26 protein-coding genes and 1 tRNA gene are annotated in these 26,604 nt (G+C 40.1%); 11 read left to right on the forward strand and 16 right to left on the reverse strand.

The window, feature by feature from the left end; genetic code table 11:
• The first annotated feature begins 77 nt into the window (after positions 1-77).
• Both NSMS1_RS15065 and NSMS1_RS15070 read left to right on the forward strand, forming a co-directional pair.
• A complete protein-coding gene (locus NSMS1_RS15065; protein ID WP_224094842.1) occupies positions 78-1,094 on the forward strand; it encodes an ATP-binding protein in 1,017 nt (338 codons plus the stop codon).
• A gap of 3 nt (positions 1,095-1,097) precedes the next feature.
• Positions 1,098-3,818 (forward strand): AAA family ATPase, encoded by a 2,721-nt coding sequence (locus tag NSMS1_RS15070; RefSeq protein WP_224094844.1) that lies wholly within the window; start codon positions 1,098-1,100, stop codon positions 3,816-3,818.
• Here the strand turns inward: NSMS1_RS15070 and NSMS1_RS15075 are convergent.
• The 3 genes from NSMS1_RS15075 to NSMS1_RS15085 all read right to left on the reverse strand — a co-directional run bounded on the left by NSMS1_RS15075 (position 3,792) and on the right by NSMS1_RS15085 (position 5,543).
• Positions 3,792-3,864 (reverse strand) — tRNA-Ala (locus NSMS1_RS15075). The genes NSMS1_RS15070 and NSMS1_RS15075 overlap by 27 nt on opposite strands.
• Positions 3,865-3,895: 31 nt before the next feature.
• Positions 3,896-4,624: an HAD family hydrolase gene (locus tag NSMS1_RS15080; RefSeq protein WP_224094846.1), complete on the reverse strand. Its 729-nt coding sequence runs from the start codon at positions 4,622-4,624 to the stop codon at positions 3,896-3,898.
• 4 nt (positions 4,625-4,628) lie between these two features.
• A complete protein-coding gene (locus tag NSMS1_RS15085; RefSeq protein ID WP_224094868.1) occupies positions 4,629-5,543 on the reverse strand; it encodes a class I SAM-dependent methyltransferase in 915 nt (304 codons plus the stop codon).
• A 231-nt stretch (positions 5,544-5,774) separates the two neighbouring features.
• On the opposite strand from NSMS1_RS15085, the gene NSMS1_RS15090 reads away from it, so the two are divergent.
• On the forward strand, positions 5,775-6,956 hold the full coding sequence (locus NSMS1_RS15090; protein WP_224094870.1) for an RtcB family protein: 1,182 nt from the start codon (positions 5,775-5,777) through the stop codon (positions 6,954-6,956).
• A gap of 114 nt (positions 6,957-7,070) precedes the next feature.
• On the opposite strand, the gene NSMS1_RS15095 is transcribed toward NSMS1_RS15090, so the two are convergent.
• The 9 genes from NSMS1_RS15095 to NSMS1_RS15135 all read right to left on the reverse strand — a co-directional run bounded on the left by NSMS1_RS15095 (position 7,071) and on the right by NSMS1_RS15135 (position 15,607).
• On the reverse strand, positions 7,071-8,561 hold the full coding sequence (locus NSMS1_RS15095) for a Rieske 2Fe-2S domain-containing protein (RefSeq protein WP_224094879.1): 1,491 nt from the start codon (positions 8,559-8,561) through the stop codon (positions 7,071-7,073).
• A gap of 116 nt (positions 8,562-8,677) precedes the next feature.
• Complete coding sequence (locus tag NSMS1_RS15100) at positions 8,678-9,055, reverse strand: sulfite exporter TauE/SafE family protein (RefSeq protein WP_224094881.1); 378 nt, start codon at positions 9,053-9,055, stop codon at positions 8,678-8,680.
• Positions 9,056-9,353: 298 nt separating this feature from the next.
• The gene (locus NSMS1_RS15105; RefSeq protein WP_224094883.1) at positions 9,354-10,124 is read right to left on the reverse strand and encodes a hypothetical protein; all 771 of its coding nucleotides are present in this window, start codon (positions 10,122-10,124) and stop codon (positions 9,354-9,356) included.
• Between the two features lie 127 nt (positions 10,125-10,251).
• On the reverse strand, positions 10,252-10,527 hold the full coding sequence (locus tag NSMS1_RS15110; protein ID WP_224094885.1) for a type II toxin-antitoxin system RelE family toxin: 276 nt from the start codon (positions 10,525-10,527) through the stop codon (positions 10,252-10,254).
• Positions 10,520-10,774 (reverse strand): type II toxin-antitoxin system Phd/YefM family antitoxin, encoded by a 255-nt coding sequence (locus tag NSMS1_RS15115; protein ID WP_224094887.1) that lies wholly within the window; start codon positions 10,772-10,774, stop codon positions 10,520-10,522. The genes NSMS1_RS15110 and NSMS1_RS15115 overlap by 8 nt, the downstream gene beginning before the upstream one ends.
• Positions 10,775-10,892: 118 nt before the next feature.
• A complete protein-coding gene (locus NSMS1_RS15120; RefSeq protein WP_224094889.1) occupies positions 10,893-12,071 on the reverse strand; it encodes a M20 family metallopeptidase in 1,179 nt (392 codons plus the stop codon).
• A 218-nt stretch (positions 12,072-12,289) separates the two neighbouring features.
• A complete protein-coding gene (locus NSMS1_RS15125) occupies positions 12,290-13,774 on the reverse strand; it encodes an ArnT family glycosyltransferase (RefSeq protein ID WP_224094891.1) in 1,485 nt (494 codons plus the stop codon).
• Between the two features lie 122 nt (positions 13,775-13,896).
• Entirely contained in the window at positions 13,897-14,745 is an 849-nt protein-coding gene (locus tag NSMS1_RS15130) for a formylglycine-generating enzyme family protein (RefSeq protein ID WP_224094893.1), read from the reverse strand.
• 37 nt (positions 14,746-14,782) lie between these two features.
• Positions 14,783-15,607, reverse strand: coding sequence for an ATP-grasp domain-containing protein (locus NSMS1_RS15135; RefSeq protein ID WP_224094894.1), 825 nt, complete (start codon positions 15,605-15,607; stop codon positions 14,783-14,785).
• A 207-nt stretch (positions 15,608-15,814) separates the two neighbouring features.
• Here NSMS1_RS15135 and NSMS1_RS15140 point away from each other — a divergent pair, with 207 nt between their 5' ends.
• The 4 genes from NSMS1_RS15140 (at position 15,815) to NSMS1_RS15150 (ending at position 19,828) form a co-directional block, all read left to right on the forward strand.
• A complete protein-coding gene (locus tag NSMS1_RS15140; protein WP_224094896.1) occupies positions 15,815-16,969 on the forward strand; it encodes a SpoIID/LytB domain-containing protein in 1,155 nt (384 codons plus the stop codon).
• A gap of 9 nt (positions 16,970-16,978) precedes the next feature.
• Positions 16,979-17,113 carry a hypothetical protein gene (locus NSMS1_RS35110; RefSeq protein ID WP_263432583.1) on the forward strand — a complete coding sequence of 45 codons (135 nt, stop codon included), beginning with the start codon at positions 16,979-16,981 and terminating at the stop codon, positions 17,111-17,113.
• A gap of 63 nt (positions 17,114-17,176) precedes the next feature.
• Positions 17,177-18,304, forward strand: coding sequence for an acyltransferase family protein (locus tag NSMS1_RS15145; protein WP_224094898.1), 1,128 nt, complete (start codon positions 17,177-17,179; stop codon positions 18,302-18,304).
• 528 nt (positions 18,305-18,832) lie between these two features.
• Positions 18,833-19,828 (forward strand): fatty acid desaturase family protein, encoded by a 996-nt coding sequence (locus NSMS1_RS15150; protein WP_224094906.1) that lies wholly within the window; start codon positions 18,833-18,835, stop codon positions 19,826-19,828.
• Positions 19,829-19,854: 26 nt separating this feature from the next.
• On the opposite strand, the gene truB is transcribed toward NSMS1_RS15150, so the two are convergent.
• A complete protein-coding gene (truB, locus tag NSMS1_RS15155) occupies positions 19,855-20,733 on the reverse strand; it encodes a tRNA pseudouridine(55) synthase TruB (protein ID WP_224094908.1) in 879 nt (292 codons plus the stop codon).
• A 91-nt stretch (positions 20,734-20,824) separates the two neighbouring features.
• Here truB and NSMS1_RS15160 point away from each other — a divergent pair, with 91 nt between their 5' ends.
• Both NSMS1_RS15160 and NSMS1_RS15165 read left to right on the forward strand, forming a co-directional pair.
• On the forward strand, positions 20,825-21,196 hold the full coding sequence (locus tag NSMS1_RS15160) for a hypothetical protein (RefSeq protein ID WP_224094910.1): 372 nt from the start codon (positions 20,825-20,827) through the stop codon (positions 21,194-21,196).
• 206 nt (positions 21,197-21,402) lie between these two features.
• Positions 21,403-22,161 carry a glutathione peroxidase gene (locus NSMS1_RS15165; RefSeq protein ID WP_224094912.1) on the forward strand — a complete coding sequence of 253 codons (759 nt, stop codon included), beginning with the start codon at positions 21,403-21,405 and terminating at the stop codon, positions 22,159-22,161.
• 122 nt (positions 22,162-22,283) lie between these two features.
• Here the strand turns inward: NSMS1_RS15165 and NSMS1_RS15170 are convergent, their stop codons facing one another.
• Entirely contained in the window at positions 22,284-22,664 is a 381-nt protein-coding gene (locus tag NSMS1_RS15170; protein WP_224094914.1) for a peptidoglycan-binding domain-containing protein, read from the reverse strand.
• A 120-nt stretch (positions 22,665-22,784) separates the two neighbouring features.
• Positions 22,785-23,273, reverse strand: a complete 489-nt coding sequence (locus NSMS1_RS15175) for a cupin domain-containing protein (protein ID WP_224094916.1) — start codon at positions 23,271-23,273, stop codon at positions 22,785-22,787.
• Positions 23,274-23,557: 284 nt separating this feature from the next.
• Between NSMS1_RS15175 and NSMS1_RS15180 the strand changes: the two genes are divergently transcribed.
• A complete protein-coding gene (locus tag NSMS1_RS15180; protein ID WP_224094918.1) occupies positions 23,558-24,424 on the forward strand; it encodes a CmcJ/NvfI family oxidoreductase in 867 nt (288 codons plus the stop codon).
• 730 nt (positions 24,425-25,154) lie between these two features.
• Positions 25,155-25,757: a hypothetical protein gene (locus NSMS1_RS15190; RefSeq protein ID WP_224094920.1), complete on the forward strand. Its 603-nt coding sequence runs from the start codon at positions 25,155-25,157 to the stop codon at positions 25,755-25,757.
• 115 nt (positions 25,758-25,872) lie between these two features.
• Here the strand turns inward: NSMS1_RS15190 and cobO are convergent, their stop codons facing one another.
• Positions 25,873-26,556: a cob(I)yrinic acid a,c-diamide adenosyltransferase gene (gene cobO / locus NSMS1_RS15195; protein WP_224094930.1), complete on the reverse strand. Its 684-nt coding sequence runs from the start codon at positions 26,554-26,556 to the stop codon at positions 25,873-25,875.
• Positions 26,557-26,604: the final 48 nt, after the last annotated feature.

Here is a 26,604-nt window from a genome sequence, read left to right on the forward strand (position 1 = left end):
TTTAGCCACAGCACTTTTACAAAAATCTGTTGAGTTTTAGGATAGTATGAATAATTACTAGTTATCTACAGCAACTAATGAACGCAGAAGAGGCATTTGATTTTATTGATCACCTAGTTGCTTCCAAAGAGGGGGCTGGTTTTCGTGATGCTGAAAAGGCTGTGTTCTTAGGAATATGGGAAGGCAAGATTTATTCTGTCATTGCGGAAGAAATAAATTATGAGGTGCAATCTGTAAAAGAAATAGGAGGTAGAATATTTCAGAAAATATCTCAAGTTTCTCAAATAGAAATTAAGATTAATAAAGATAATTTTAAAAATTCAATAGATAAAATATATAAAAATCAATCTATACAAATTCTAACTACCCCAAAATCAGCTATAGAACTTACTAACCCTTTTATTCCCCAGCAAGGGAGGGTGGAAGATGCAAAACAATTCTTTGGGCGGAAGCAGGAAATACAAAGAATATTTGAAATTTTTAACAGTGGTAGTAGTATAGTTCTCGTAGGGGAAGAAGGGATTGGCAAATCTTCTCTGTTATGGAAGATTTGTCAACAGGCAGAAAATCAGCTTCAGCGTCAGCCAGCATTTTTAGATTTGAATTGGGTTAATGATGAGGAAGAATTTTATAAAGCTTTGTGTTACGAGATAGGTATCCCTGAAAGTAAGGGTTATATGCTAACTCGCAATTTACGAGATAAACGAGTGCTGCTGGCTATAGATAATGTAGGTAAATTGACTTGGCAAGGGTTTACTCGGCAAGTGCGAGATTATTTGCGGGGTTTAGCTGAGGGTAGTAATCTGCGGTTGGCTTTAGCTGCAACTGAACCTCTAGACAAGCTATTTCACGATAGTCAGGATGATGGTAAAACATCACCACTGGCTGGTATTTGTCAGGAGGAGAATATCAAGCCGTGGGATGAAAACAGCATTCGTGATTTTGTTAGCAGTCGTCTAGCTATGACCTCAGTGACGTTTGCTGAGGAAGAAATTATTCAACTAATTCAAGAAAGTAGCGGACATCCTCGCAAACTGATGCAGTTGTGTTATCGAAATTACTCAAGCTATTTTAGCAACGGGAATAGAGGATAAATTATGACTTCTCCTGTACCTCCCCTAAACTTAGCACCAAAATTGCGGCGACCCCTGTCACTGTGGAATCCCTTAGATTATCTGCGTCTGTTGTACTGGGTGTTTTTCTTTCCCCAGGCTTTGCGATGGTATGTTGATACTTTTGGAGGTGGGTATATTCCCGAAGAAGAAATGAACTGGCGAAAAGGATGGGAAGTTTTGCGTCAGCATCCTATCCAACGTGAGTTACTTTTCCAGGGTGTGATACTAACGGTCGTTACACCGTTAATTTTAGGTCTAATTGTTGAGCGTTTAAACGTTCCTTTTAACTGGTTAGGCGTGGCATTGGGTGTGCCGTTGGGTGTGGCGTTTGGTGTGGCGTTTGGTGTGGCGTTTGGTGTGGCGTTTGGTGTGGCGTTAAGCGTGGCGTTAGGCGTGGTGTTAGGCGTGGCGTTAGGCGTGGCGTTAAGCGTGGCGTTTGGTGTGGCATATGGCGTGGCGTTAGGCGTGACGTTAGGCGTGGCGGGAGGTGTGGCGTTTGGTGTGGCGGGAGGCGTGGCGGGAGGCGTGGCGTTAGGTGTGGCGGCGTTTGGCGTGGCGTTTGGCGTGGGGTTAAGCGTGGCGGCGTTTGGCGTGGCGTTTGGCGTGGCGTTAGGTGTGTTGAGAGGTGTAGCGTTAGGCGTGGCGGGAGGTGTGGCAGCGTATGCCGTGGCGTTTGGCTTGGCGTTAGGCTTGGCTAATTTACGTCTAGACAATTGGGTTTTTAGCTTACTCTTAAACTCAAACTCGTCCAATTATAGTAAATGGCTAATACCGCGTATCACTCCTCTCCCTTTACCAAATCTTACTTTTCGCTTGCAGAATTGGCTACAAGAAGATTGGGAATCAGGTTTAAATAATATTAATAAATTGTTAGCATATACTCTGCAATTTATTCCTGTTATTCAAGCAGTTAATAAAATACTTGACAGAACTCCATCAGAGCAAATTATCTGGCGTGTTTCTAAATTGGCTGAATCTCCTTCTGACTGGACTTTAGTACGTTTTGCCTCAGCTTCTCTGAACGCAAGTTTCAAATCAAAATTTATAAGTAGATTGTTGATCATTCCTCCCTTTTGGCGTATGAGATGGCAAGCTCGTTTATTCACAGATACTCGTTTGGATACTCCTGCTCGTGCTGCTGCGGCTGGTTTTTGGTATCTCCATGAAGAAGAACCAGCAAAAGCGCAGCAGGCATTTGCTGTAGTACGTTCTCTACTTTACGGTGAGGAAATGTATATCCTTGCCCAAACTCTAGCAGCATTTCAAAAGGCAACAACAGTGGATAGCATTGCTAATCTGCAAATACCCGCTTTTCCACAAGAACCTTTTTTACGCCCAAATACCTGGAATACTCTTAAAAATCTACGTTGCGTAGCTGAGGACATCCAGTTTGTTAACAAAAGTGTGTCTCTTTCAGCGAGGTCTTTAGCTCTTAATCGTGCTTTGGGTGAAATAAGAAGCATTTTAAACACAACCTATAATTTACCACAAGCGGAACGATGGTTAATTATATATATCACTGCTACTTGGGGAAAGAGTCTTTTAAAGATAGCTCGTGAGGTTGGAGAAATTTCTATCACCAAGCCTGTGATTAATCCTTATATCATAGGCAACCCAGTTCAAGGTAATCTGTTTGTCGGCAGAGAAGATGTGCTGAGACAGTTAGAAGAACTCTGGGTAATGGGTAATCAACTCCAGTCTGTAGTTCTTTACGGTCATAGGCGCATGGGTAAAACTTCAATCTTTCTGAATGCTGCTAACTGTCTAGGTTCAAGGATACAGTTAGCTTACGTCAACCTGCTGCGATTGGGAGATAGCCCCCAAGGAGTGGGTGAGGTGCTAATGGCTATTAGTGATGAAATTTCTCAAACTGTGAAACTTCCTCCACCAAATGACGCGGACTTATTAAATCTTCCCTATAGAACTTTTGAACGCTATTTAAAACAAGTAGAAGCACAATTAGAGACTGGGTTAATTATTGCCTTAGACGAATTTGAGAAAATTGAGGAACTCATCGAAGCCAGAAAAATCCCTCAAGATTTTATGGGTTATCTGCGGGGGTTGGTGCAAATGAGTTCTAAAATTGCCTTTGCCTTTGCTGGGTTACACACTTTAGAGGAGATGACAGCAGACTATTTTCAACCCTTTTTCGCCAGCGTTATTCCTATTCATATTAAATTTCTAGAACGTGCAGCTACTCGCCAAATTTTAGCTAACCCAAATGAAGACTTTCTCCTTGACTATACCCCAGAAGCTTTAGACAAAATCTATGCTTTAACATCTGGTCAACCCTTTTTAGTCCAACTGATGGGATTTCAGTTAGTGCGCCGCTACAATGACCAAGTTTTTGAGCAAGGAAGACCCCGCGACCCTGTTTTTACCATTGAAGATGTAGAAGCTGTAATTGATAACCCTGAGTTTTTCCAGCGCGGACGCTACTATTTTGATGGGGTTTGGGGTCAGGCGGCGCAAGATGTGGAGGGACAACAGGAAATTTTAAAGGTGCTTGCACCCCATGAAGATGGGTTGAGTTTTGATGTCTTAGCTGAGTCTACAGGTATGAATGGTCATACTTTGCAGGCTGCATTAGATACCTTAAAGCGTCATGATGTAGTTGCAGAAACTGAGGGAAGCTGGCGAATTATAGTAGAATTGTTCCGCCGTTCGGTTGTACGATGGAGAATAGGGAACTCGAATCCCTGACCTCTGCGGTGCGATCGCAGCGCTCTACCAACTGAGCTAATTCCCCTAACATAACGATTCAACCATCATAGAGTATTTTAACATTCAGTTAGGGATGGCTGAGATTTATTGCCAGAAAAAACTGCTTGTACTCGCTCCAGTTCTAATTCGCTCAAGTAATCGACAGTCCAATTACAGCAGCGTTGCAGCATATGGAAGGGGTAGGTATTCGCTACGCCCAAAACCTGTATTTGCGCTCGTTTGGCGGCTCCTATCCCTGCTGGGGTGTCTTCAATGGCCAAGCATTCCTGGGGTTGCAGATTTAATTCTGGATATTCTTGATTCAGCCGTTCTATCGCCAACAAATAACCGTCTGGGTGGGGTTTACTGGTGGTGATGTCATCGCCTGCGACGATAATTTTAAAATACTCGGCTAAATTGGCGCGGTTGAGAACTAAATCAATTTCTGTTCGTAACGCACCACTAACTATACCTAGTTTGAGATTACGCGATCGCACCTGATAAATCAAATCTTCCACGCCGGGATATATCGTCAGTTTATCTAATTTCTCCAACTCCAGCGCGTAGGCTTGGGCTTTGCGGTTGAGTAACCCTGTTACATAATCCTCGCTGACGACTCTACCACGATTAGCCAGCAATTCTTGAAAACAAGCGCGATCACTCCGCCCCAAGGAAGCTTGACGCTCTTGCACTTTCTGGGGTTGGAGATTTTCTTGTACGAGAATCTCATCTATTAATTGTAGGTGAATGCGCTCATCGTTAATGATTACGCCATTAAAATCAAACAGAACTGCCTTTAAACTCATGCCACTATGCCAAAGCTGGAGATTCTAAACCCTCCTGATTATTATTATCTATTGCTGGTGTATATTGTCTTTGGTTTACCCCAACAGTGCGATCGTTTAGGAAAATAGGTTTAACACCGCTAGTTAGTTGATGTATCAACCATACATCTTCTGTACCTACTCCGCCAAACCCAGCCGCACCCATCCACGCATCTACGCTGTCAGCCGCATACTCATGAATGTAAGGTTCTTCAAAAATATTATTCAGCCATTCCAATTGACGTAGGCTTTTCTGACTCCCATCCAAAATTAACACTTGCCCACCAGGAACCAACAACCGGAAACATTCTTGTAAGATTGCTTGGGATACTGCCACAGGTGTTTCGTGAAACAATAAAGCAGCCGTAATTAAATTAAAAGAAGCATCGGGAAAACTAGTTTTTTCTGCGTTTCCATGTCGCCAGCTAATATCTAAACCCGCATTTTTGGCTTTATCTTCTGCCCTTACCAGCATATAGGGTGATAAATCCAAACCGATCACATCTGCTTGAGGAAAAGCCTGTTTTAACATTAATGTCGTGGAACCCGTACCACAACCCAAGTCTAATATGCGTCTTGGCTGGACTTTTACCGCATCAATCAAGGCTTGACGCACCCATGTTTCATTCGGTGGTAGGGCGTATTCCGTAATTGGATCATAGCTGACAGCCGCACTAGAATTAAGATATCCTCGCTTAATACCGTGAAAGTTCTGGCTACTGTAGTACGAGGGAATTATTACATCATTTCTACGGAAGCGATGCCTACGGCGGGCTACGCCTACGCTTTCTTTCTCCCAATCAATACTTTGAGCATAACGCCGCCACTTATCCTCATCAATCAAAAACCGGGCTACAGGCGCTAATAAGGTTTCCCAAATAGTATTTTGACCTGCTGGCATAAACTTGAGTCAGCCTAAGTTATCTTCTTTACCAATTTTACTTTAGTCATTGGTCATTCGTCATTGGTCATCACTTGACACGACTACCGTTATATACTACAAATGTAGTATATAAATATCACATTTTAATCAAAATATAAAATAAACAATTACATCAAGTGTAAATGCTTAATTACCCATACAAAAAGATGCAGAAAATTCTATTCACTCCCTACTCCCTATTTTAAAACTATGCCCTACGAAAAATTAGAAATTCAAACACCAGCCCCTGTATTATCCTGGGCAAATCATGAACTAGGCCATGAAGAAACCAAAATGGCAGAAAATGTGGCATCGCTACCATTTGTGTTTAAACATGTAGCGTTAATGCCAGATGTCCATTTAGGAAAAGGTGCTTTAGTTGGTTCTGTAATTGCTACCAAAGAAGCAATCATTCCTGCTGCGGTGGGTGTGGATATTGGTTGCGGGATGTGCGCCATCAAAACACAATTTACTGGCGAACAATTAGAAGGTAAACTAAAGAAAATTCGCCTAGATATTGAAGCAGCAATTCCCACTGGTTTTAACGAAAATAAAGATGTAGAAAAATCTGTTTCTAACTGGCAACGTTGGAGTGATTTTAAAGATTTGCACTCCGGTGTACAAGACTTACAAACCAAAGCAATGAGACAAATGGGTTCTCTCGGTGGCGGAAATCACTTTATAGAAGTGTGCCTAGATACAGAGAACCAAGTTTGGCTAATGCTACATTCTGGTTCACGCCACATTGGCAATAATTTGGCTCAGTGCCATATTAGTACAGCCAAGGAATTAGCAAAATTAGCAGGTAATAATTTACCTGACCCTGATTTAGCTTATTTTGTCGCTGGAACACCAGAATTTCAAGCATACTGGAACGATTTACAATGGGCGCAAGATTATGCGCGTGTGAACCGTGATGTAATGATGGCGCGTTTCAAACGTATCATTGAAAAGCATCTAGCTGGAGGAAAGGAAACTAAACCTTTATTGCAAGTAAATTGCCATCATAATTACGCCGAAAAAGAAGTACATTTTGGCGAAGATGTGTATGTAACTCGTAAAGGTGCAGTGCGCGCACAAACAGAAGATTATGGGATTATCCCTGGTTCAATGGGAGCAAAATCTTTCATTGTTAAAGGTAAAGGTAATGCTCATAGTTTTTGTTCTTGCTCTCATGGCGCTGGTCGTTTACTGTCGAGAAATAAAGCAAAAAATATCTATACTCTCGATGATTTGATTCAGCAAACTAAGGGCGTGGAATGTCGTAAAGATACTGGTGTTTTAGATGAAATTCCAGGCGCTTACAAGCCTATTGATCAAGTAATGCAAAATCAAGCTGATTTAGTGGAGGTTGTAGCTACACTTAAGCAAGTTGTTTGTGTAAAAGGTTAAATTTGTTAGTGGGTAGTGCCAAATTTTCGCTAAAAAAGAAGGTAATAATTATTTACCTTCTTTGATTTTTAATTAATAGATTATCTATTAATTAAATCGCTTGTTATACATAGTTTAATCATTATGAGCGTGTTCAAACGTGTAAGAGTAAAATAGCCCGCTAAATCTTTTCAATTGATATCCTAAAACAGCTAGTAAAATACCACCTGTAAGCGCTAACCAAAATCCTACAGGGGGCAGGGTGAATAGAGATTTATCTAACGCTGCTTGTAGGGCTACAAACCTAGCATCAACAATAACTGCGATGAATAAACACACAGCCGCAGCTACATAAGCTAATACGGTCAAACGATTGATATTTTTTAGAGCATTTTGGCAAACTGTGCAATTTTCAGTATGGGTTGTCCACACGTCAAACAACTTCTGCTTATCTTGTTCACCATGAGATATAGCTTCTGCTGCCCAAGGTACACCACCACCAGCGCGATTTTCCAACCATCGACGCAATGCAATCACCATTTTATCTTGAGGGTTTGGTGTGTAAACAGCATCTAGCCATTTACTCTTTCTTCTTTGAGCAATAATTGTTTCTTGGTAATGGAGAAACACCATATCTTGGTGGAGAAATAAGGATGCTAATACATGAGTCAACCAAATGGGTAACGGTAGTCCAAAGAAAGATAATCCTTGGGGTTTCTTCCCTTGGGGATTTTTGATAAACACTTGGCAACCAATATGCCGACACCATCCGGGACGAGTTGGTGTAGCGTACAAAGCCAAAATTAACTGTCCACCATCCTTAGAGGTGGCAACAATTTTCATGTAACAAGGTGGTTGAAAATCGTGAATTGCCTGTACTGTGTCGCCTTGTGTTGGTTGAATCTCAAAGGCAAACCCATTTTGGGTAGATATGGGGCGTACAGGAATCATATCGTAGTATTTGGCATCTTTGTAGCGATCGCCTATAATCCCATGATGAGAAACTGGTACATGAGCGGGGTCTGAGACGTTTTCCATAAAGTAGTCCCAGCCATACGGCAAATCGCGGAAATTCCAGGCAGATTTGACCACCCTACCTGAGTTATCTTCTAATTCAGCCACAATACGCGGTGTGTGCAATTGGCTTTCTACCTTAGCTATTTCTCCAGGTTCAGCCCATACCCACAGTAAACCCTGGCGTTCTTGGGTAGGATAAACTACAGCACAGGATTTCGGATTTTCACAATTCTTAGTCGCAGTCTGTTCGTCCTTAGACTGGGGCATACTTACACAGTTTCCTTGACTGTCAAAACGCCAAGCATGGTAAGCACATAAAAGTGTACCATCAGCTTCGACACGACCCTCTGAAAGCGGAACTAATCGATGAGGACAAACATCTTCAAAGCATCGCCATTGACCAGAACCATCCCGCCACAGGACAATATCCTTACCTAATAACTGCATCCTGTGGGGACGGCTAGGATCAAGATACTCTACTACCGCCATTGGATACCACTGCTTTGTCCATTGAAATACTTTTTCTTCTACCTGCAATTCTTCATCATCTGCATTTTTAAATAAGTCGTTGTTCTGGAGATTCCCTTCCAGTGTGGTTTCAGATGTCATAGTGTTTTGGCTATTTATTAGTTGATTGAATTTTAAATTAGGAATAGATGAATGATGGTATTCCGTCAGGAATATTATTCAACATCATCCAAAATTATAGTTATATTTTTAAATGTTTATATTCCCTCTGCGGGATTAGTAAATAAAACTTTGATAGCGCTCATAATCATCAAAACAGCAAATATTTTGCTTAAGGCTCCTGTAGGTAAATTTGTGCCTACTTTTGCACCTAACCAGCCACCAAAAATAAATCCTAAACAAATGAGCGCGGCTACTTTAATATCGACATATCCTTGCTTGTAATAAACCCAAGCTGCCAATAAATCTATTGGTAAAACCAACAATGCTAATGTCGTGCCTTGTGCTTGTTGTTGGGAAAAGCCTAGTAGAAAAATTAGGGAAGGTAAAATAATTATCCCTCCACCGATACCTGTCATACCACTAATTGTTCCAGCGACTAATCCTAACAGTAGGCAAATCCAAATACTACTCATGCTTATATCCTTAGTTATTTCAATCAAAACTAAGATTAATATAACTTAATATAGTATGAGTATGAGGCACATAGGGTGCGGACATTTCCCAAGCCTGAAAGCTAGAAGTTGTAAGACTTTCCATCCTGGCTTTGCTATACCAGCCAAATTATTAAAGGATAAAGCATTTTTTATTGGTAATAGTTAATGGATAATTGGTTTTTCCTACTAAGCTTACCAATTACCCATCACCAAATATATTCTAAGTAATTAGCCAAACTGGAGATTAGGAAAAAATTTTAGCTAATTGCCCAGATTCCTAAACTAAATAACTGGTATTTGGCACAATCGGGAAAAAAGCATATTCATACCAAGCAGTCCAGATAAAACTGCGAATCCAGCGATCGCGTTTTTCTTGGCTTAACTCATAAGCAAAAGCTCCGCGAGATTCATCAATGGAAGATAGGTGTGAATTACAGCCGCAACCATGTTGATAAGTAAAACCATATTTAGAAGCGATACTCTGCACCTTCATTTGCATAGCAAATACTTTACCTGCATGAAGTATGGCATCCCAAGAACGCTTATGTTCTATGTCTCGCTTGTCAAATCTTAGAGCGCGTTCTTCAAATATATGATCTCGGTAAATGGGTGCTAGATGGACATGATAAAAGCTGGCTGGTAACTCGTAACCAAATTCTTGGAATAGTTCTAAGCCAATCCGCGCTACTTTGGTGTAATCTGCATCCAAAGATTCTGCGTCTTGCAGAATTTGCTCAAAGTTGGGATAGTTATGAGTCATGAAATCATAACCGTAAAATTCAAGGGTTTCGCGTGCCAATTGTCCAAATAGCTGACAAAATGAGGTCTTGAGGTGGCTTAGTTCTGGACGTTCGTTAAATAAGTCAACATCACCATGCTCTAGCTTGTATAAAAATAACTGCGCCATCTCCACATAAATTTGTGGTTTGGTGAGTCCAACCTTGGCTGTACCTTGAGCAATGTCTTGCCATACAACAGGTAATTGAACTACAGGAACAGCATTTTCCCCAACAATAACCGCAAAACTTGGGATTTCTAGAATCTGCATTGACAAGTTCCGTAATAAATTTTTTAATTTATCCTTTGTTGTTATAGCAGTTGCCTGATGTTTCAGGATATACATTAAGTCAGGAAACCGTTACCTGTTTTCTGCTATTTTTCTGCATCGCCTTTATTTACAAGTTTTGATACACTTCATTATCATTGCGTTTACCGACACGAAACACATCTACTAATTTGGCTTCATCATCAATAGTGTAGAGAATCCTATACTCACCTTGATCAACGCGATATCCACCCTCATAACCTTTGAGAGCTTTATAATCTTGGGGTCTGGGTGTTCCTTGGAGAGAAAAAATTTTAGAGACGACTTGCTTGAACTGTTTTGCTTGTAACTCTAAAAGGTCTTTTTCGGCAGTTTTGGCAATTCTCAAGGTATAACGGTCACTCATGAGAATGTTGAGTAATCACGGCTTCTAAAGTTGTAAAGCCTTCGTTTTCTGCAATGGCTTGTCTCAAATTTGCTGAATCTATAGCATCTTCTATGGCTTCTAACCGCTTTAAGTCTTCTAATCCAATTACTGCTACTACAGGCTTACCATGCCTTTCTATCAAAATGCGCTCTTTTCCATACTCTACGCGATTGATAATTTCTTGGAATTTGGCACGGGCTTCGGTGGCGCTAACGGGATCTGACATAGGTAAAATATACAAATTTTACATTTTGTATATTTATTCTATCAAAATGATCATCTGTATGAAAAAAGATGTAATTCAGCCGTGAGGAAAAGGATCACGGGCTGAAAATCTGCAAAAATCACTTTAAAAAATACTTATAAGCAGCGTAAGCCATAGTTACTACTCCTGTGACAATGGCAGATTCATCAACTTCAAATTCAGGGTGATGTAGAGGATGGTTAATAATTCGTTCAGGGTAGCCTACACCCAAACGGAACATCGAACCAGGAACCTGTTCTAGATACACAGAAAAATCTTCCGCACCTAAAGATGGTTCTGGTAACACCTGAACGCGATCGCTAGTCCAAGCTTCTTCACCTGCGGCTTGAAACAACTGCGTCAGCCCATAATCATTGTAAACACCGGGAACACCTTGACGATAGTTGACTTGATAACGCGCTCCGTAAGAATGGCAAACATTGGCGACAATTTTTTCAATCCAGTTGGGAAGTTGGGCGCGGGTTTCTGGATGGAGCGATCGCACCGTTCCTAACAACTGTACTTTATCTGCAATCACATTCGGCGCTCTCCCGCCAGTAATTTTGCCAATAGTCAACACCACAGGACGCAAGGGATTTTGTGTACGGCTAATCGCTTGTTGCAAAGCAGAAATTACCTGTGCCGCAATCCAAATTGCATCCACAGCCTCGTGCGGACGCGCACCATGTCCAGATTCGCCAATAATCACAATTTCCAAATCATCCGCCGCCGCCGTTAAAGCACCATAACGTACCCCAATCGAACCAGCCGGAATCGAAGGGAAAACATGAATCCCTAAAATAGCGGAAACATCCTTTATAGCCCCATCTGCAACCATCCAGCTTGCGCCTTGAGCAATTTCTTCCGCAGGCTGAAACAAAAACCGTACATTTCCGCCTAACTCCTCCCCCACTTGGGAAAGTACCATTGCGGTTCCCAAACCTACCGTAGTGTGGATATCATGACCGCAAGCGTGCATCACCCCTTCTGTACGAGAAGCGTATTCCAACCCCGTACATTCTTGAATAGGTAGGGCATCCATATCGGTACGAATTGCCAGGAAATTATGATTTTTCTCTGTAACTTGCAATTCACCAACGACACCAGTTTTACCGACACCTTCTTGTACACGTAAGCCACTGGAAGATAACACACCCGCCACAAAGGCAGCAGTTTGATATTCTTGTCCACTCAGTTCTGGATGGGAGTGGATATGACGACGAATTTCAATCAGGCGAGGCGCTAGTTTTGTGGCTAATTCTTTAATACGGGTCAGCATTACTTAATTTTAGTTAACAGTCTTAGTTTCCATGATAAGAGCGGTCTAAGAAATGGGGAGGGAAGAATAGCTACAAACAAAGAAAAATTAGCTTTTAATGAAAAAAAGCACACAGGCTTAGGGACTTCCGACTATAAAAATATCCAACTGCGAGGGGAAGCGAGGGAACCAGGGAGCAGGAGAGCTATTTACCAATTAACTAGCAAATCAATTAATTACTAAACCAAGCCACTTTGTAAAATAGCTTTTAAATTGTATGTAATTAGTATATTGGCAAAAATACAACTTATAAAAACTATAATTGAGGTAAATCTACTAATAAATAAAACTTTTTTGATTCCCAGTACTTCTTGAATAAAAATAGGTGCAAATGCCATAGATACTAAAATTATAAATATGTATTTATATCCTTTAATACTTAATAAGTAAAAATCTGACCAGGGATTACCTAATCCATAATTTAAACACCAGGGGAAAATAAAAATAAGTATAACAGCGTAATTTAAAATAGATGGTTTTTTGATAAAATCACTAATAAAATATCCTGCACATATTAACAAAAATGGATACAACGGAATTGTATACCAACAATAAAAATGACTCTGTGCGCCTGAAAATATTAACATAAAAAGGTATATTATAAAAGGTAGAAAAATTAATTGTATTTTATATTTATTTCTCAAATTTCTTATTTTATATGGAAGTGTTAGCCAACCAAGAATATACCAAGCATCTGTAAAAGGGAGATTTACTGATAATATCATTTCCTGCATGATAAGAATGCTATTGAAACGATGGGAATGTGATTTCAAAACAGCCAAAAACAATTTGTAATTATAAAACCAACCATAAACAAAATAAAGAGTAAAACCTAAAGCTCCAGCCGCCATAACTATTAAGCCGTCTTTATACTTCTTCTTGCATATAAGCATTAAAGATAAAGCGGCAACAATAGATAGACCAGTAACTTTTACCAAAGGGGCAATGCTAGTTAGTGAAACAAGCATATAAAAATATATTCGTCGTGATGTATCTAAATACTTTAAAAAACAAAATAGACTAGCTAATATTATTAAAATTAATAAATTTTCGCTAACTGCTAATCGGGATAAATATACAAATAAAGGATCAGTGGAAAATATCAAACTAGTAATGGTAGCTATTGTTGTATTAAATAATTTATTAGTAACAATATAAAACAGAAAAATTGATATACTAGTAAAGATAACACTTGGGATTCTAATTAAATCTGTAGTACAGTCCCAAAATGTATTAGCACCAAACAATATAGCAAAACCACCTACAATCAAGCCAAACAGAGGTGGATGATCAAACCAAGGAGTAACTAAATATAAATTCTTCTTACCCAGCCACTCAATATTCACAAAAGTATTAGGGTCGTATGCACTAAGATAAGACCATGAAGTAGGCACATGATTTTGAATTAGACTCATTCCACTCCAGGCAAACGCATACTCATCAAATGTAAAATTACTGTAGGGAATTACACTATAGTTATAAACTCTTAACCATGTACCTAACATGGTAATAAGTAAAGCCAAGATTAAATTTTTATTATTTGAGATAATTTTTTTTAACAAATCAAAGTTCATTTGTATGTATCTCTCTTGTTTAAAAGTTAAATCTGAAATAGTAAATATAAATTTATTGGCAAACAAGTGAGACTTTGTTATTGCTGGCATCAGCCATTAACTCAAACTTAGCGGCACTCTGGTTAATTTAAGGAGCAATTATTAGCTGATCTATACTTAATTACTGTAAATATTACTGATGACTGGCTTTTAGGGATAAATATTACAAATGTTTATATCTGTTTAAACATAATATTACAGGCAACTCTGAAACCGCAAGTATTTGTTCTTATATGAGGCTGATAATTAGTGCGAGAAGCACAACGACAGTTGGCTAAATTGGCTAACCATGAACCTCCCCGTAGCACCAGGTATTTATCATTTCTCGAACTTATCCATACACGGCCATCTTTCGGCGCTTTGTTGTAACTAGGATGCCAAGTATCAGCACACCATTCATAGACACAGCCGTGCATATCATATAAACCAAAAGCGTTAGGGTAAAAGCTGCCTACTGGCAGAATTTTAGTAGTTTGGGCATTTGCCAACTTTTTGGTTATCGTTTCCCCAAAGTAAAACGGTGTTTGAGTGCTGGCGCGACAAGCATATTCCCATTCTGCTTCACTAGGTAATCGATATTTTCTCCCTGTTTTCGCCGTTAATCTGTCACAAAATTCTCCAGCCTCAAACCATGAAATTGATTCCACAGGTAAGTTATCTCCTGCAAAAAAAGATGGATTTGGTTTGAGTTGACAATTAATCATGGGGATGAAAGCTACTGCTTTCCACTGGGCTTGAGTCACTGGATATTTACTCATAAAGAAGGGCTTAATAGTCACTTCATGCTGAGGAGTTTCTTCTTTCTGCCCTTCTTCCTTTGGGGAACCCATCATAAATGTCCCCCCAGGAACATAGACCATTTCTATAGTGACATTTCTACCTATGTCTTCCAAAAAATACTGGGCTTGGTGTTTTTCTTTTTTGACTTCTTGACCTTGACTATCAACCGTTACTACATCAAACTCAAATGTTCTTACCAAATTTTCTTGATAATATCCGAGTGTAAATTCTGGGTTACTCATACTTAGGTAAATGCCAATTTATATCACTGTATTTGAGCTAATCATTAACAGTTTCATAATCGTCTAAAGCTGCTTTTGCACCAAATTCTATGATTAAACTTGAATCACATCCATACTCACCACTACAGCTATAGGAACCAAGTTCTAATACATAAAGTTCTCCTGCTGATTCACAAATGTCTAGGGTGTAAAGAGATTCTGGATACCAATTTACTGATTTTAATACGTTATTTACATAACTTTCTAAATATCCGCCGTTAATTGTTTCATTGATTCTTTCCTCACCAACTAGATAAAGTGAACCAGTAATAACTTGATTTTTATAAACAAAAAATCTCCATTCTTTAGTAATTGGTTGTTTACCGCTCACTAGGACTAAAGTTGTCTCATCTCTTTTGAGTTCACTACCTAAACCCGCCATAGTATTTAACTTCTTAAGATTAAATACTCCGGCGCGAAAGGATTTCATATTGCTGTCTGGTCTGATAAATAAATCACCATCAGAACCAAAATATTCCAGAATCTCCTCTTGTCTACGGATGAGTTCACCTAAAGTAAGTAAAAAATATTTTTTATTAAGTAAGTATTGACCGAAATAAGTGTAATAGGTAGAACATCGTAAATTCCGTTCATCTAAATAAGCACCGGGAACCCAAGAAGTTCGTAAAATATTGCGTCCTAAATTTAAAGTTCCTCGAAATAAAACACAATCATTATCAGGAAAATATTGATGTGCATCTTTAGGGTGAAATGTGAGGTATTTTATTTCCTTATAAAAATATCCTTGTCTTTTCAATTCCTCTAATATTTGCTCATCAGCATCAAAAATGTATCTTTCAATTAACCAGTTTACTTTTGTCATTAGTCGTTAGTCAACAGTCCATAGTCCATAGTCCACAGTTATTAACTATTCTCCCTTGTCTCCCTCATCTCCCTCCGCTCCCCATTCCCCAATATCCAAAACACGTTGCATAATTGTTAGGAAGTGGCAACCTCTAACTTAACAGAGGTGTCTTACCTTGAGTTGTGGACTTGATAGTCCAGAGCTACAAACAGATACTAGGACTAGATGATCAGCATGAAATTTCAACTGTTGTTAGGCTCTTTATTGTCCCAGATTAAAGTCCGTCATTGGTGGCTAGGTATCTTATTGTGGATCGCTTTGGTTGCCCCAGCTCAAGCCTCTGTCATCCTGCGCGTGGCAATTGAGAGGGGAGTTAATCAAGCTAGAGTAGGCAGTTCGACGACGGCAATTGTGAAAGACAGTACAGGGCGTACTTTGGGACAATTGCCAGCCATGAGTGCTTTTTATGCCCAAGCTGTTCCTGGGGGAGTGGCTTTAGATAAATGGCAGTCTGGTTTATTTTGGATTGAGCCATCGGGGAAAGGATTTGTTTATATTGGCGATCGCTGGTTTCGTGGTAGAACTTTAGTAGTTCCCACCGAAAAAGGTATAGATGTCGTTAACTGGGTAGATTTAGAAGAATATCTCTATAGTGTAGTGGGTGGAGAAATGAGTTCTAGCTGGCCTGATGAAGCGTTAAAAGCGCAGGCGATCGCAGCTCGTACTTATGCACTATACAAGCGAGAACAACAGCGCACTAACCCAGTCTACGATTTAGGTGATACCCCAGATCGCTGGCAGATTTATCAAGGGGTCAGTAGCGAATCGCCTAAAACCTACGCCGCCGTTGATGCTACAGCCGGACAAGTTTTAACTTATAACAATAGTCTAATTCTTTCGGTCTTTCATGCCTGTTCTGGTGGACACACCGAAAACGTAGAAGATGTTTGGAGTAATTCTCTACCTTATCTGCGTGCTGTTGAGGACTATGACCAAAACGTTAAGGAATGTATTTGGCAAAAAACTTTTACCCCGGCGGAAATTAGCGCCAGAATTGCTGGTATAGGTAATGTTAAAGATATAGTTCCTGAATCTTTTTCCCCATACCGCAGCGTGAAAGCTTTAAGAGTAGTAGGTGATAAGGGTACAAAGGTTCTACGAGGGGAAGAAGTGCGTACAGCCCTGAGACTCAGAAGCACCCGCTTTAACGTCACTAGAGGCGCAGATGGTAGTTTTACCCTGCAAGGTGCTGGTTTCGGTCATGGCTTAGGCATGAGTCAATGGGGTGCTTATAATTTAGCTTTACGCGGTGCTAATTACTTGCAAATACTAGGGCATTACTATCGTGGTGTCTCCCTCACACCTATTAAGGCAAAGTAAAATAGAGTGATGAGTGCTGAGTTGGGAGTGCTGAGTAATAAATCTCCCACCCTGCGGGAAGCAAGCTACATCTCCCCCCACTCCCTCATCTCCCTCATCACTCATCTCCAAGCGTATATGAGCCAAGTTGTAAAAATTAATTAATTCTCTGCAACAGGCGGTTTTGTTTAGATACTTTATATACTCATCTAGTACAAAATTCCGTCCATGCGCCTGACTTCGCTTGATGTATTTCGTGGTATTACAATTGCAGGGATGATTCTCGTCAATATGGCGGGAGTTGCAGATGATGTTTATCCCCCTTTAGCTCATGCAGACTGGCATGGTTGCACACCAACTGATTTAGTATTTCCCTTTTTCTTATTCATTGTCGGTGTAGCAATGACTTTTTCTTTATCCAAGTACACCCAGGAGAATAAACCGAACTCTGCGGTATATGGGCGTATCTTCCGCCGCGCTGCTATTCTCTTTGTTTTAGGTTTATTACTTAATGGTTTTTGGAATAAGGGTATATGGACGTTTGATTTAAGTAACATACGTATCATGGGAGTATTACAGCGTATCAGTCTCAGTTACCTATTCGCTTCCTTAGCAGTCCTTAAACTACCGCGCAAAGGACAATGGATACTTGCAGGCGTTTTACTTGTCGGCTATTGGTTAGCAATGATGTACATTCCTGTACCTGGTTATGGTGCTGGTGTGTTGACAAGAGAAGGTAATTTTGGAGCTTATATTGACAGATTAATTATACCAAAGGTGCATCTGTATGCTGGTGATGGTTTCAAAAATTTGGGCGATCCAGAAGGACTTTTCAGCACAATTCCTGCCATTGTTAGCGTATTGGCTGGTTATTTTACCGGGGATTGGATACGTAAACAGCCAGTACAGACACGTACAAGTGTAGGATTAGCATTATTTGGTATCGGTTGTTTAATTATTGGTTGGGCTTGGGGTTGGGTATTTCCAATTAATAAAAAGATATGGACTAGTTCTTATGTTGTATTTACTAGCGGTTGGGCTTTATTACTTTTAGCAGCTTGTTATGAGCTAATTGAAGTCAGATTAATTAAACGCTGGAGTAAACCCTTTGAAATTATGGGGTTAAATGCGATCGCTGTTTTTGTCGCATCAGTTCTATTAATCAAAATTCTCGTCAAAACCAAAATCGGCACAGGTGATACAGCCCCCAGTGCTTACAACTGGATATACCAAAACCTTTTCGCCTCCTGGGCTGGAACCTTCAACGGCTCACTATTATTCGCCTTAGTTACGGTTTTGTTATGGTGGGCTGTCGCCGTCCTCATGTATCGCCAGCGTTGGTTCCTCAAGGTTTAAATTAATTAACCCTAAAATCAATTCACAAGCTAAAACTGCTGAATATGTAAGCTACGACACATTAAATTGACACAATTACTAATAAGATTCTTTGAGCGTTGGCAGTCGACGCTCAAAAAATCAAATGTGCAGCCATAAAAAAAGGTTTGGCTCACCACCAAACCTATCTATAAATCCAGTGCATAACAACATCCCAAATAAATGTACCTTTAATTTCCAGGCGATCGCATCTTCCTATAGACTGTATCTAAACGCTAAAAAAGCTGATTTTACTCACTTTATAGTATTAATAATTACATATAAGGCAGTTTAATCTGTCTTTTTTTATGAATTATGAAAAATGTGCTTTGAAGAAAGGTGTCAAGACTGGTTTTATTGCTATACCGACATAACACATAACAGTGTTACAAAATATCTACTGTAAAGATTTTATATAATTTGACTGAATCTGTCCTTCAATACCACAAAAATTAAATAATTATATTTATAAATCAATACTTTTCTCATATACCAATTTTGCAACCATCTATGGGCGCAACTGTAACTACTATCTCTAGTGAATTAAAGCAAATCACAGCCGATTTACATCAGGTGAATCCTTGGACTGGACTAATACGCTTCGGTGTCATTGGTACGATATTTCTCAGTTTGGTGATGTTGGCTTGGTCAGTACAAAATAACAGCTTGTTTGTCATTACAACCATACTAGCTGGCATCTTTTATGCTTTCTTGCTTATTTGTACTCATGATATGGTTCATCAAACTTTGACAGGCTGGGGGTGGTTTGATACTGTAATGCCTAGATTAGTAAGTTGGCCAATGTTTTGGCCTTATAGTATCTATGCAGAACTACACAGTTTGCATCACGGCTGGAATGGGGTTGACTTAAGAGATCCAGAACGAGTGCAGTGGACTTGGCAAGAGTATCAACAAGCACAATCGATTGTACAATGGTATGTGCGTCATCAATGGCTGTGTGATATTTTCATTCTCGGCGGCATTGGGTTAATTATCAAAACTTTTATTATGGGTGTGCGCTTCCAAAAGTTAGTAACGCGGATGCGGCGACAAATACTGTTAGATGTTACTGGGATACTGCTAGTGCATAGTATTATGTTGGCGATCGCAATTTCCCAAGGACAAGTTCTGCGCTACTTATTATTCTGGGTGATTCTTGAACGGGTGATTGGAGTAATAGTCCAGATACGAGATCATTTAGAACATTATGGACTTTGGGTTAAGTTTACCAATCACCAACTAACACAAATTTACGCTTGTCGTAATCTCAAAACTAGTCCTTTAGTTGGCTGGTTAATGGGTGGTTTAGACTACCATGCTGTACATCATGCTTTTCCTGGGATTCCTTTTAACCAGCTTCCAGTAGCATTTACACGTATTCAAGGAGTATTACAAAAACATAATCTTCCTACTATGCAATTAGACTCAGGCTATATCAAGTCAACTTATCGCTTAAGTAATCATCCTTCTTTAATTGGCGAAGCAGATGAAACAATTCCCTTTTGACTGTTGACTGTTGACTGTTGACTGTTTTAAGAAATTGGTTCAAACACCATTTGCGGAATTAATACACCTTCTTGTAATTCACCGACACCCAAGAAATCATTCTCTTGTTGATACACTCGTACTTTACCAATAATTTCTAAACCTAAATCAATACGCTGTCCCTGACACCATCTTTTTGCAGATATATCTGGTAAAGTAACAGACGGTAAATGTTGTAAAGCAGCATCGGCGGAAATTGGTTGAAATTCACCAGCTTGCAGTTGGGATTCCAAGTTTTCCACAGTTAGACTATCGGTTAAATTAAAGCCACTACTATGAGTGCGTCTTAACGCGGCGAGAGTTCCACCTGTATTGAGAACTGCACCTAAATCACGAGCGATCGCTCTTATATATGTACCACTACCACAGGCGATCGCCACATCCAATTCAGGAAAATCCCCCTCTCGCCAAGCCAAAACTTCTACACTAAATATCTCTACCGTCCGCGATGGTACTTCTATAGTCTCCCCCCTACGTGCTAAATCATACAAACGTTTACCATCTATTTGAATAGCACTGTAAATGGGTGGTATTTGTTCAATCTTGCCCGTAAATTTAGATAGTGCTTCTGTCACCTCAGCCAAACTCAATCCCCCACAAACTTCAGAAGTAATCACCTCACCTTGTAAATCATCTGTTGTAGTCTGGACACCAAAGCGAATAGTAGCCTGATAAGCTTTGTCTGTGGGGAGATACTGCAACAATCTTGTAGCTTTACCAACAGCGACAGGTAACACCCCGGTAGCGGCTGGATCTAATGTTCCGGCGTGTCCCACCCGTTTGAGGCGTAGCAGTTTTCTCAACCGTGCTACACAGTCATGGGAAGTCCAACCAAATTGCTTGTCTAAATTAATAAATCCTTGCATAATCAAATCACAAATTACTCCCTCATCCCTCACTCCCCACTCCCTACTCCCTTTTCAAGCTAGACTAAAAAAAATTATTGAGGAAGCTTGAATGGCAAAGCCAAATGGGGTCAAAAGTGAAACTGTACAGGAATCAACTATAGAGTCAGATATTGAAAATTTACCTGAAGCAGTGGAAGAAACCCAAGATATTGATAATATCTTAAACTCGCTCAAAGCATTACTAAGTACTGTAGAAAAGTTGCAAAAAGTTCGTCAGGAAGTAGGGGATATTAAGCCTTTAATCGGTCGGATGCTTGATGGCGAACTGGTTACGGGTGAAGAACTAGAGCAACTTAAGACTGGTGTCAATGGTCTGTCTCGCTTGGTTCGTGCTTATAGTGACCACCAAGCAGCATTGACTAAAGCGCAACCTGCTAGACAATTACTAGATCAAGTTTTGAAAGAGCGCAAAGCTGATTGAACCTCTGTACGAGTTATAGTGCATAAGCGATTCAACCCCAGATTATACAACTTCATCAAGTCTGGGCAATATGATTCAGTTATTTGTATGGGCGCACAAATGTGCGCTTCTATTCAACTTACCTATTGACAAATAAAGTCATAATGACTACGCTTAAGTTAACAAGCGAGTAAAAGTAAAATTTCGTTAGCTAGGGGTTAGACATTATGTTTTCCAATCGAGAAGGTCAAAGAGTTCCTCAAGTCACCTTTCGGACTCGTCAAGATAATCAATGGGTTAACGTTACTACCGATGATTTATTTGCAGGTAAAACAATCGTAGTCTTTTCTTTACCTGGCGCATTCACACCAACTTGTTCATCGACTCACTTACCTGGTTACAACGAGTTGGCTAAAGTTTTTAAAGAGAACGGTGTCGATGATATTGTCTGTATTTCTGTGAATGATGCTTTTGTGATGAACGAATGGGCAAAAACCCAAGAAGCTGATAACATCACCTTGATTCCCGATGGTAATGGCGAATTTACCGAGGGTATGGGAATGCTAGTAGATAAAGCAGACTTGGGTTTTGGAAAACGCTCATGGCGTTATTCTATGTTGGTGAAAGATGGTGTAGTTGAAAAGATGTTCATTGAGCCGGATGTACCTGGTGATCCTTTTGAGGTATCTGATGCTCAAACCATGCTCAATTACATTAACCCCCAAGCAGCGAAGCCAAAATTAGTTTCTCTGTTTACTAAAGTTGGGTGTCCTTTCTGCGCTCGTGCTAAAGCTGCGTTACAAGAGCATGGGATAGATTACGAGGAAATTACCTTGGGCAGTAGTGGTATTACAACCCGCTCCCTACGCGCTGTTACAGGCGCAACCACAGTTCCGCAAGTATTTATTGATGGTGTATTAATTGGTGGTTCAGAAGCTTTATTAGAATATCTAAGTAAAGTATCACAGGAAAAAGTGGCAGTTTGAAATTAGTGAGCAGTCATTAGATCCTGGATGTTAGTAATAGGTAATTGTGCTTGATGATGACCAATTACCTATTACCTATTACCGAACCGAGCAACCATACTATAGGTAATGCCTCATTCAATCTACTGATTGCGCCAACGACGGGCAAATTCACTGAGTGTAGCGGCGGGAATTTGATTTTGCAACCATTCTAAAGCTGCTTTCTGATGAGGGAAGGAGTCTGGGTCGTAGTTGAGAGCGACATCTACTAAACGAATGGGTGTAGGAACCTTTCGTAAAGCTTCCCAAGTTTTAGCGCCGACAATTCCGTCGGCGGTTAGGGCGTTGTTGCGTTGAAATGTAATAACTGCCGTTTGAGTGTTAGCGCCAAAGACACTATCTAGTGCTACTTTAATACCCTTAGCATTCAGCAATCTTTGCAATTCAGTTACGGCTGCACCGGAGTCGCCTTGACGCAGTATAGGGTCTGTAACTTTAGATGCTTGAGCATTAGCGTTAGTCATGGAAGGATTCCCCTGTATTTGGTGATTTACTACATGAAGCAACTACATAAGTAACCAGATAATTTACGGAATTAAGCGTAAATTATCTCTCTATTTCGTCTTTTATCTTAGTCTCATGCTTTAATAAAGCCTTCCATCTTCATACGTAAATTCTCTAGTTACGCCATCAGGACTAGGCAGTGTTGAAAAATCTGGTACATCAGGAAAAGTACCTACGTCATTGGGGGTGCGATGACCTATGGTCGGGCGTAGCCCATCGCCCACTTCTAAATAAACACCTACGACTGAAGACCGATTGACTAAATGATGCCCATTCGCTTCACCTGCGGGAAATCCAGCCGCCATTCCCGGTGTGAGAATCTGTTCTCCCTCATCTGTAATCAAAGTCAATTCACCTTCTAATATGTAGATGAACTCATCTTGATGAGAGTGCCAGTGTCTTAAAGCAGAATAGCTCCCTGGCTCTAATTTCACCAAATTAACTCCAAAATTCTTCAATCCGGCAAACTTACCTAACCGTTGGCGCGATCGTCCTGCAACCATTGCTTTGAACACATCGGGGTAATTTGTGCCTCTTTCAGTCGGTACTTCTTGGGGATCTATAATCATGAGCTATGTAAGATATTATGATCAGGATTTTGGCTTAATACTTAGCTAACCTAATGTTTAGATAAATAAAAAATTAGGCAGCGTATATTTTATTTACAAACACCTTGTATTTTAACAATGTGTCAGGCATACTTATAACTTAATCACCTGTAAATCGGTCGATAATTAGTATTTAAAACCTGTTGTAGTTAGCATGATTACGTATAGATGACATTTGTAGGTAATTTGTTCTTCCGTAACTGCTAGTTCAACAGACAACTATCAAATCCAAAATGGTATGAACTATGAGCTTAAACAGCCAAGTTATCGATAGACCGACCTCTAAGGATTTGCCGTATGTAGAGGCCAACCTCACTTACCTAGTTCCGATGACGGATAAACCTGTTTACTATACCTACGAACCACCAGCAGGTATTCCCCGTACTAATGGAACTTATGAAACCCACAAGCTACCCATTTATAATGCTCGTTCTATCTCAGAAACTATCACATTAGATAAACAAGGCTTCGCGTTTAGTGAGCATAATACAAGCGTCCGTAACTTTTACGACGAAGATGAGATACGCCAAGTTTATTATCCAGAAGCAGAGCAATTATTAAAACAATTGACTGGTGCAACTAGGGTTGTGATATTCGACCACACCTTGCGTAACGCTGAACTGATGAAGCAAGGTAACAACAATATTAAGGAACCAGCCAAGCGCGTACACAATGACTTTACTGCTAAATCTGGCTATACTCGCGCCCGTAGGGAGTTAGCAGCCAGGGGTATAGATGATAGTGAGATTGAGTCACTATTGCAACAAAGATTTGCCATCATCAACGTATGGCGAGGAATTGCTGACACAATTCAAGAGTCACCACTGGCTCTATGTGATGCACGCAGTATAGCACCACAAGACCTTGTAGCCGGCGACTTAGTTTATCGCGATCGCATTGGTGAAACCTACGCAGTCACATACAATCAGGATCATCAGTGGTATTATTTCCCGCAAATGCGTAGAAACGAAGCAATATTTATCAAGTGTTTCGACTCCGCAGAAAACGGAACTGCACGTTTTGCAGCTCATACAGGCTTTGATGATCCAAATAGTCCTATAGATGCACCAGCTAGAGAAAGTATAGAGTTGCGGACATTTGTTTTTTATTAGATTGAGAAAAGTAAGTAGGTGGACACAATTATTTATAAGACGCATTTCGACTACGCTCAATGCTCGTTAACCTTATTAGAAGAGGGTTAAGCGCAGTCGAAACCCGGCGCTATCAAGTTAAGTTTAATTTAGTCCTTCTACTTACTTGGATGTGCTGAGTGCTGGGTTGGTAGTTCAATTCCCAGTTCTCAGCCTTTTTTATAAGCTTTTTTTAGGGCTATCGCTAACGAATCGCTCACCACTAAACACGCTTTGAAAATTCCTATACTTATCATACTCTCTTGAGAATTAAAGTAGGTGCAACTAGTGAAGTTTCCCAATCTTCTAAAGATTCAGCAAAAGCACCATAGACAAATACTGTATTTAATGCACAAAAACAATGTTATTAAATAAAAATATTTTGACTTTTCCGAAATGGCAGAACTTACTGTTGTATATCTCTTTGTACCTACGAACGGTACATAACACTAAGATGCTAAACCTAAGCAGATTATCTAACTAATGATTCACATCATCCTATTGGGTGAATCTGTCGGGTGAAGCCGAAAAATCTTAATTGCTGATAGTTTAAGTTTATCTGCCAAAAACATCTAAAACCTGCGTTTTTCACAAGTATTTATTTAAAGAAAGATAAATCAAACCTTTGACCGAGCCTTAAACGTTAAAGATTTCATTATGGTTTAAGACAAGTTACAGAGGCTGTCGTTCAGTTTGTCACAGGAGGAGTCGGGTGCTTAACAATATTTCTAAATTTTTACCCTTGCGTCAGTTGAGAATACCCGCTATCGGTCTATTGTTTACCGTTGCGATGGTGGGTGAACAAATCAAGCCTGCGCTGAGTAGTGAAGTTACAGCATTACCTTCTACAACCCTATCGACGTATGGCGAAGTATCTAGTTCCCAGACTCCTCTTTTAGTTAGCTTGAATCAAAAAGCTGAAAAAGAAACTGCGATCGCGCCTAAATTTAAAGTACCAGTCAACGACGGTATTTATCTTTTTGGTCAATCACCAAAACCCAATCAAGTAGGACAAGGCTATGTGCTGTTTCATAAACAGCAAGGTAAGTTAGTAGGCGCATTGTATATGCCTAACTCCGAGTTTAGTTGCTTTCAAGGCACAATCGATAAGTCAGGCGAGTTAGCAATGACCGTTACGGGTACACCCGATGCTGGTGCTTCACCAGAAGTAGCTACAACCAGTACAATACCCCAACTTTCCGACGATGAACCAATGAGCTATGCTTACACCGTCACGCTGCAAGATTATCATCCCATAAACACCATTAGCGCCAACGATCGCCGCATTTTGCAAATGTGTAGAAATAGTCAGTAGTTAGTTGACAGTTGACAGTTGTTTTTTTTAGTCAACAGTCCATAGTCAAGAGTCAGGAAGCAAAACTCTTTAATTTTGAATTTTGAATTTTGAATTGATTACTCTCCGCTCCTCATTAATACTCAATTCCTGGTTGCGCCTTGACGTTTTGGTCGCGGAAGGGATGTTTAATTAGGGTCATTTCGGTAACTAAGTCTGCACGTTCAATCAAGGCGGCTGGCGCGCCTCTACCTGTAAGGATGACGTGTTTACTAGAGGGTTTCTCTGCTAACCCTGCAAGTACTTGATCTACGCTTAAATATCCCATTTTCAGGGCGATATTGATTTCATCTAATAGAACTAATTGAAAGTTCGGGTCACGGATGAAATCTAATGATTTATCCCATGCGGCTTGAGCTTTGTCAATGTCGCGATCGCGGTCTTGGGTATCCCAAGTAAAGCCTTCTCCCATTGCGTGAAATTCAATTTGGTCTTCCCAAAAACTAAACACGCTCTTTTCTGAGGGTTCCCACGCGCCTTTGATAAATTGAACGATCGCTACTTTATATCCATGACCGAGCGATCGTAATACCATACCCAAAGCTGCGGTAGTTTTGCCTTTACCGTTACCAGTGTTTACAATAATTAATCCCTTTTCTGGGACAGCTTGGGATATGCGCCGTTCCTGTACTTCTTTACGGCGCTGCATTTTTGTACGGTATTGTTCATCAGAAAGGTTTTGGGTTGATGTCATTATTTCATCAATGATACGCTCAATTTCCTTATCTGATTCTAATGCTTCTGGTGTATCGTTTGTCATCAAATTCATCAGAAAATACAGAAAATAAATGTTACAACTGGCAAAATA

It is taken from the genome of Nostoc sp. MS1 (assembly GCF_019976755.1).
Lineage (GTDB): Bacteria > Cyanobacteriota > Cyanobacteriia > Cyanobacteriales > Nostocaceae > Trichormus.

Bases quoted from the DNA above. Each gene is read 5' to 3' on its own strand.
- NSMS1_RS15065 (WP_224094842.1), top strand. From the start codon at position 78: ATGAACGCAGAAGAGGCATTTGATTTTATTGATCACCTAGTTGCTTCC.
- NSMS1_RS15070 (WP_224094844.1), top strand. From the start codon at position 1,098: ATGACTTCTCCTGTACCTCCCCTAAACTTAGCACCAAAATTGCGGCGA.
- NSMS1_RS15080 (WP_224094846.1), bottom strand. From the start codon at position 4,624: ATGAGTTTAAAGGCAGTTCTGTTTGATTTTAATGGCGTAATCATTAAC.
- NSMS1_RS15085 (WP_224094868.1), bottom strand. From the start codon at position 5,543: ATGCCAGCAGGTCAAAATACTATTTGGGAAACCTTATTAGCGCCTGTA.
- NSMS1_RS15090 (WP_224094870.1), top strand. From the start codon at position 5,775: ATGCCCTACGAAAAATTAGAAATTCAAACACCAGCCCCTGTATTATCC.
- NSMS1_RS15095 (WP_224094879.1), bottom strand. From the start codon at position 8,561: ATGACATCTGAAACCACACTGGAAGGGAATCTCCAGAACAACGACTTA.
- NSMS1_RS15100 (WP_224094881.1), bottom strand. From the start codon at position 9,055: ATGAGTAGTATTTGGATTTGCCTACTGTTAGGATTAGTCGCTGGAACA.
- NSMS1_RS15105 (WP_224094883.1), bottom strand. From the start codon at position 10,124: ATGCAGATTCTAGAAATCCCAAGTTTTGCGGTTATTGTTGGGGAAAAT.
- NSMS1_RS15110 (WP_224094885.1), bottom strand. From the start codon at position 10,527: ATGAGTGACCGTTATACCTTGAGAATTGCCAAAACTGCCGAAAAAGAC.
- NSMS1_RS15115 (WP_224094887.1), bottom strand. From the start codon at position 10,774: ATGTCAGATCCCGTTAGCGCCACCGAAGCCCGTGCCAAATTCCAAGAA.
- NSMS1_RS15120 (WP_224094889.1), bottom strand. From the start codon at position 12,071: ATGCTGACCCGTATTAAAGAATTAGCCACAAAACTAGCGCCTCGCCTG.
- NSMS1_RS15125 (WP_224094891.1), bottom strand. From the start codon at position 13,774: ATGCCAGCAATAACAAAGTCTCACTTGTTTGCCAATAAATTTATATTT.
- NSMS1_RS15130 (WP_224094893.1), bottom strand. From the start codon at position 14,745: ATGAGTAACCCAGAATTTACACTCGGATATTATCAAGAAAATTTGGTA.
- NSMS1_RS15135 (WP_224094894.1), bottom strand. From the start codon at position 15,607: ATGACAAAAGTAAACTGGTTAATTGAAAGATACATTTTTGATGCTGAT.
- NSMS1_RS15140 (WP_224094896.1), top strand. From the start codon at position 15,815: ATGATCAGCATGAAATTTCAACTGTTGTTAGGCTCTTTATTGTCCCAG.
- NSMS1_RS35110 (WP_263432583.1), top strand. From the start codon at position 16,979: ATGAGTGCTGAGTTGGGAGTGCTGAGTAATAAATCTCCCACCCTGCGG.
- NSMS1_RS15145 (WP_224094898.1), top strand. From the start codon at position 17,177: ATGCGCCTGACTTCGCTTGATGTATTTCGTGGTATTACAATTGCAGGG.
- NSMS1_RS15150 (WP_224094906.1), top strand. From the start codon at position 18,833: ATGGGCGCAACTGTAACTACTATCTCTAGTGAATTAAAGCAAATCACA.
- truB (WP_224094908.1), bottom strand. From the start codon at position 20,733: ATGCAAGGATTTATTAATTTAGACAAGCAATTTGGTTGGACTTCCCAT.
- NSMS1_RS15160 (WP_224094910.1), top strand. From the start codon at position 20,825: ATGGCAAAGCCAAATGGGGTCAAAAGTGAAACTGTACAGGAATCAACT.
- NSMS1_RS15165 (WP_224094912.1), top strand. From the start codon at position 21,403: ATGTTTTCCAATCGAGAAGGTCAAAGAGTTCCTCAAGTCACCTTTCGG.
- NSMS1_RS15170 (WP_224094914.1), bottom strand. From the start codon at position 22,664: ATGACTAACGCTAATGCTCAAGCATCTAAAGTTACAGACCCTATACTG.
- NSMS1_RS15175 (WP_224094916.1), bottom strand. From the start codon at position 23,273: ATGATTATAGATCCCCAAGAAGTACCGACTGAAAGAGGCACAAATTAC.
- NSMS1_RS15180 (WP_224094918.1), top strand. From the start codon at position 23,558: ATGAGCTTAAACAGCCAAGTTATCGATAGACCGACCTCTAAGGATTTG.
- cobO (WP_224094930.1), bottom strand. From the start codon at position 26,556: ATGACAAACGATACACCAGAAGCATTAGAATCAGATAAGGAAATTGAG.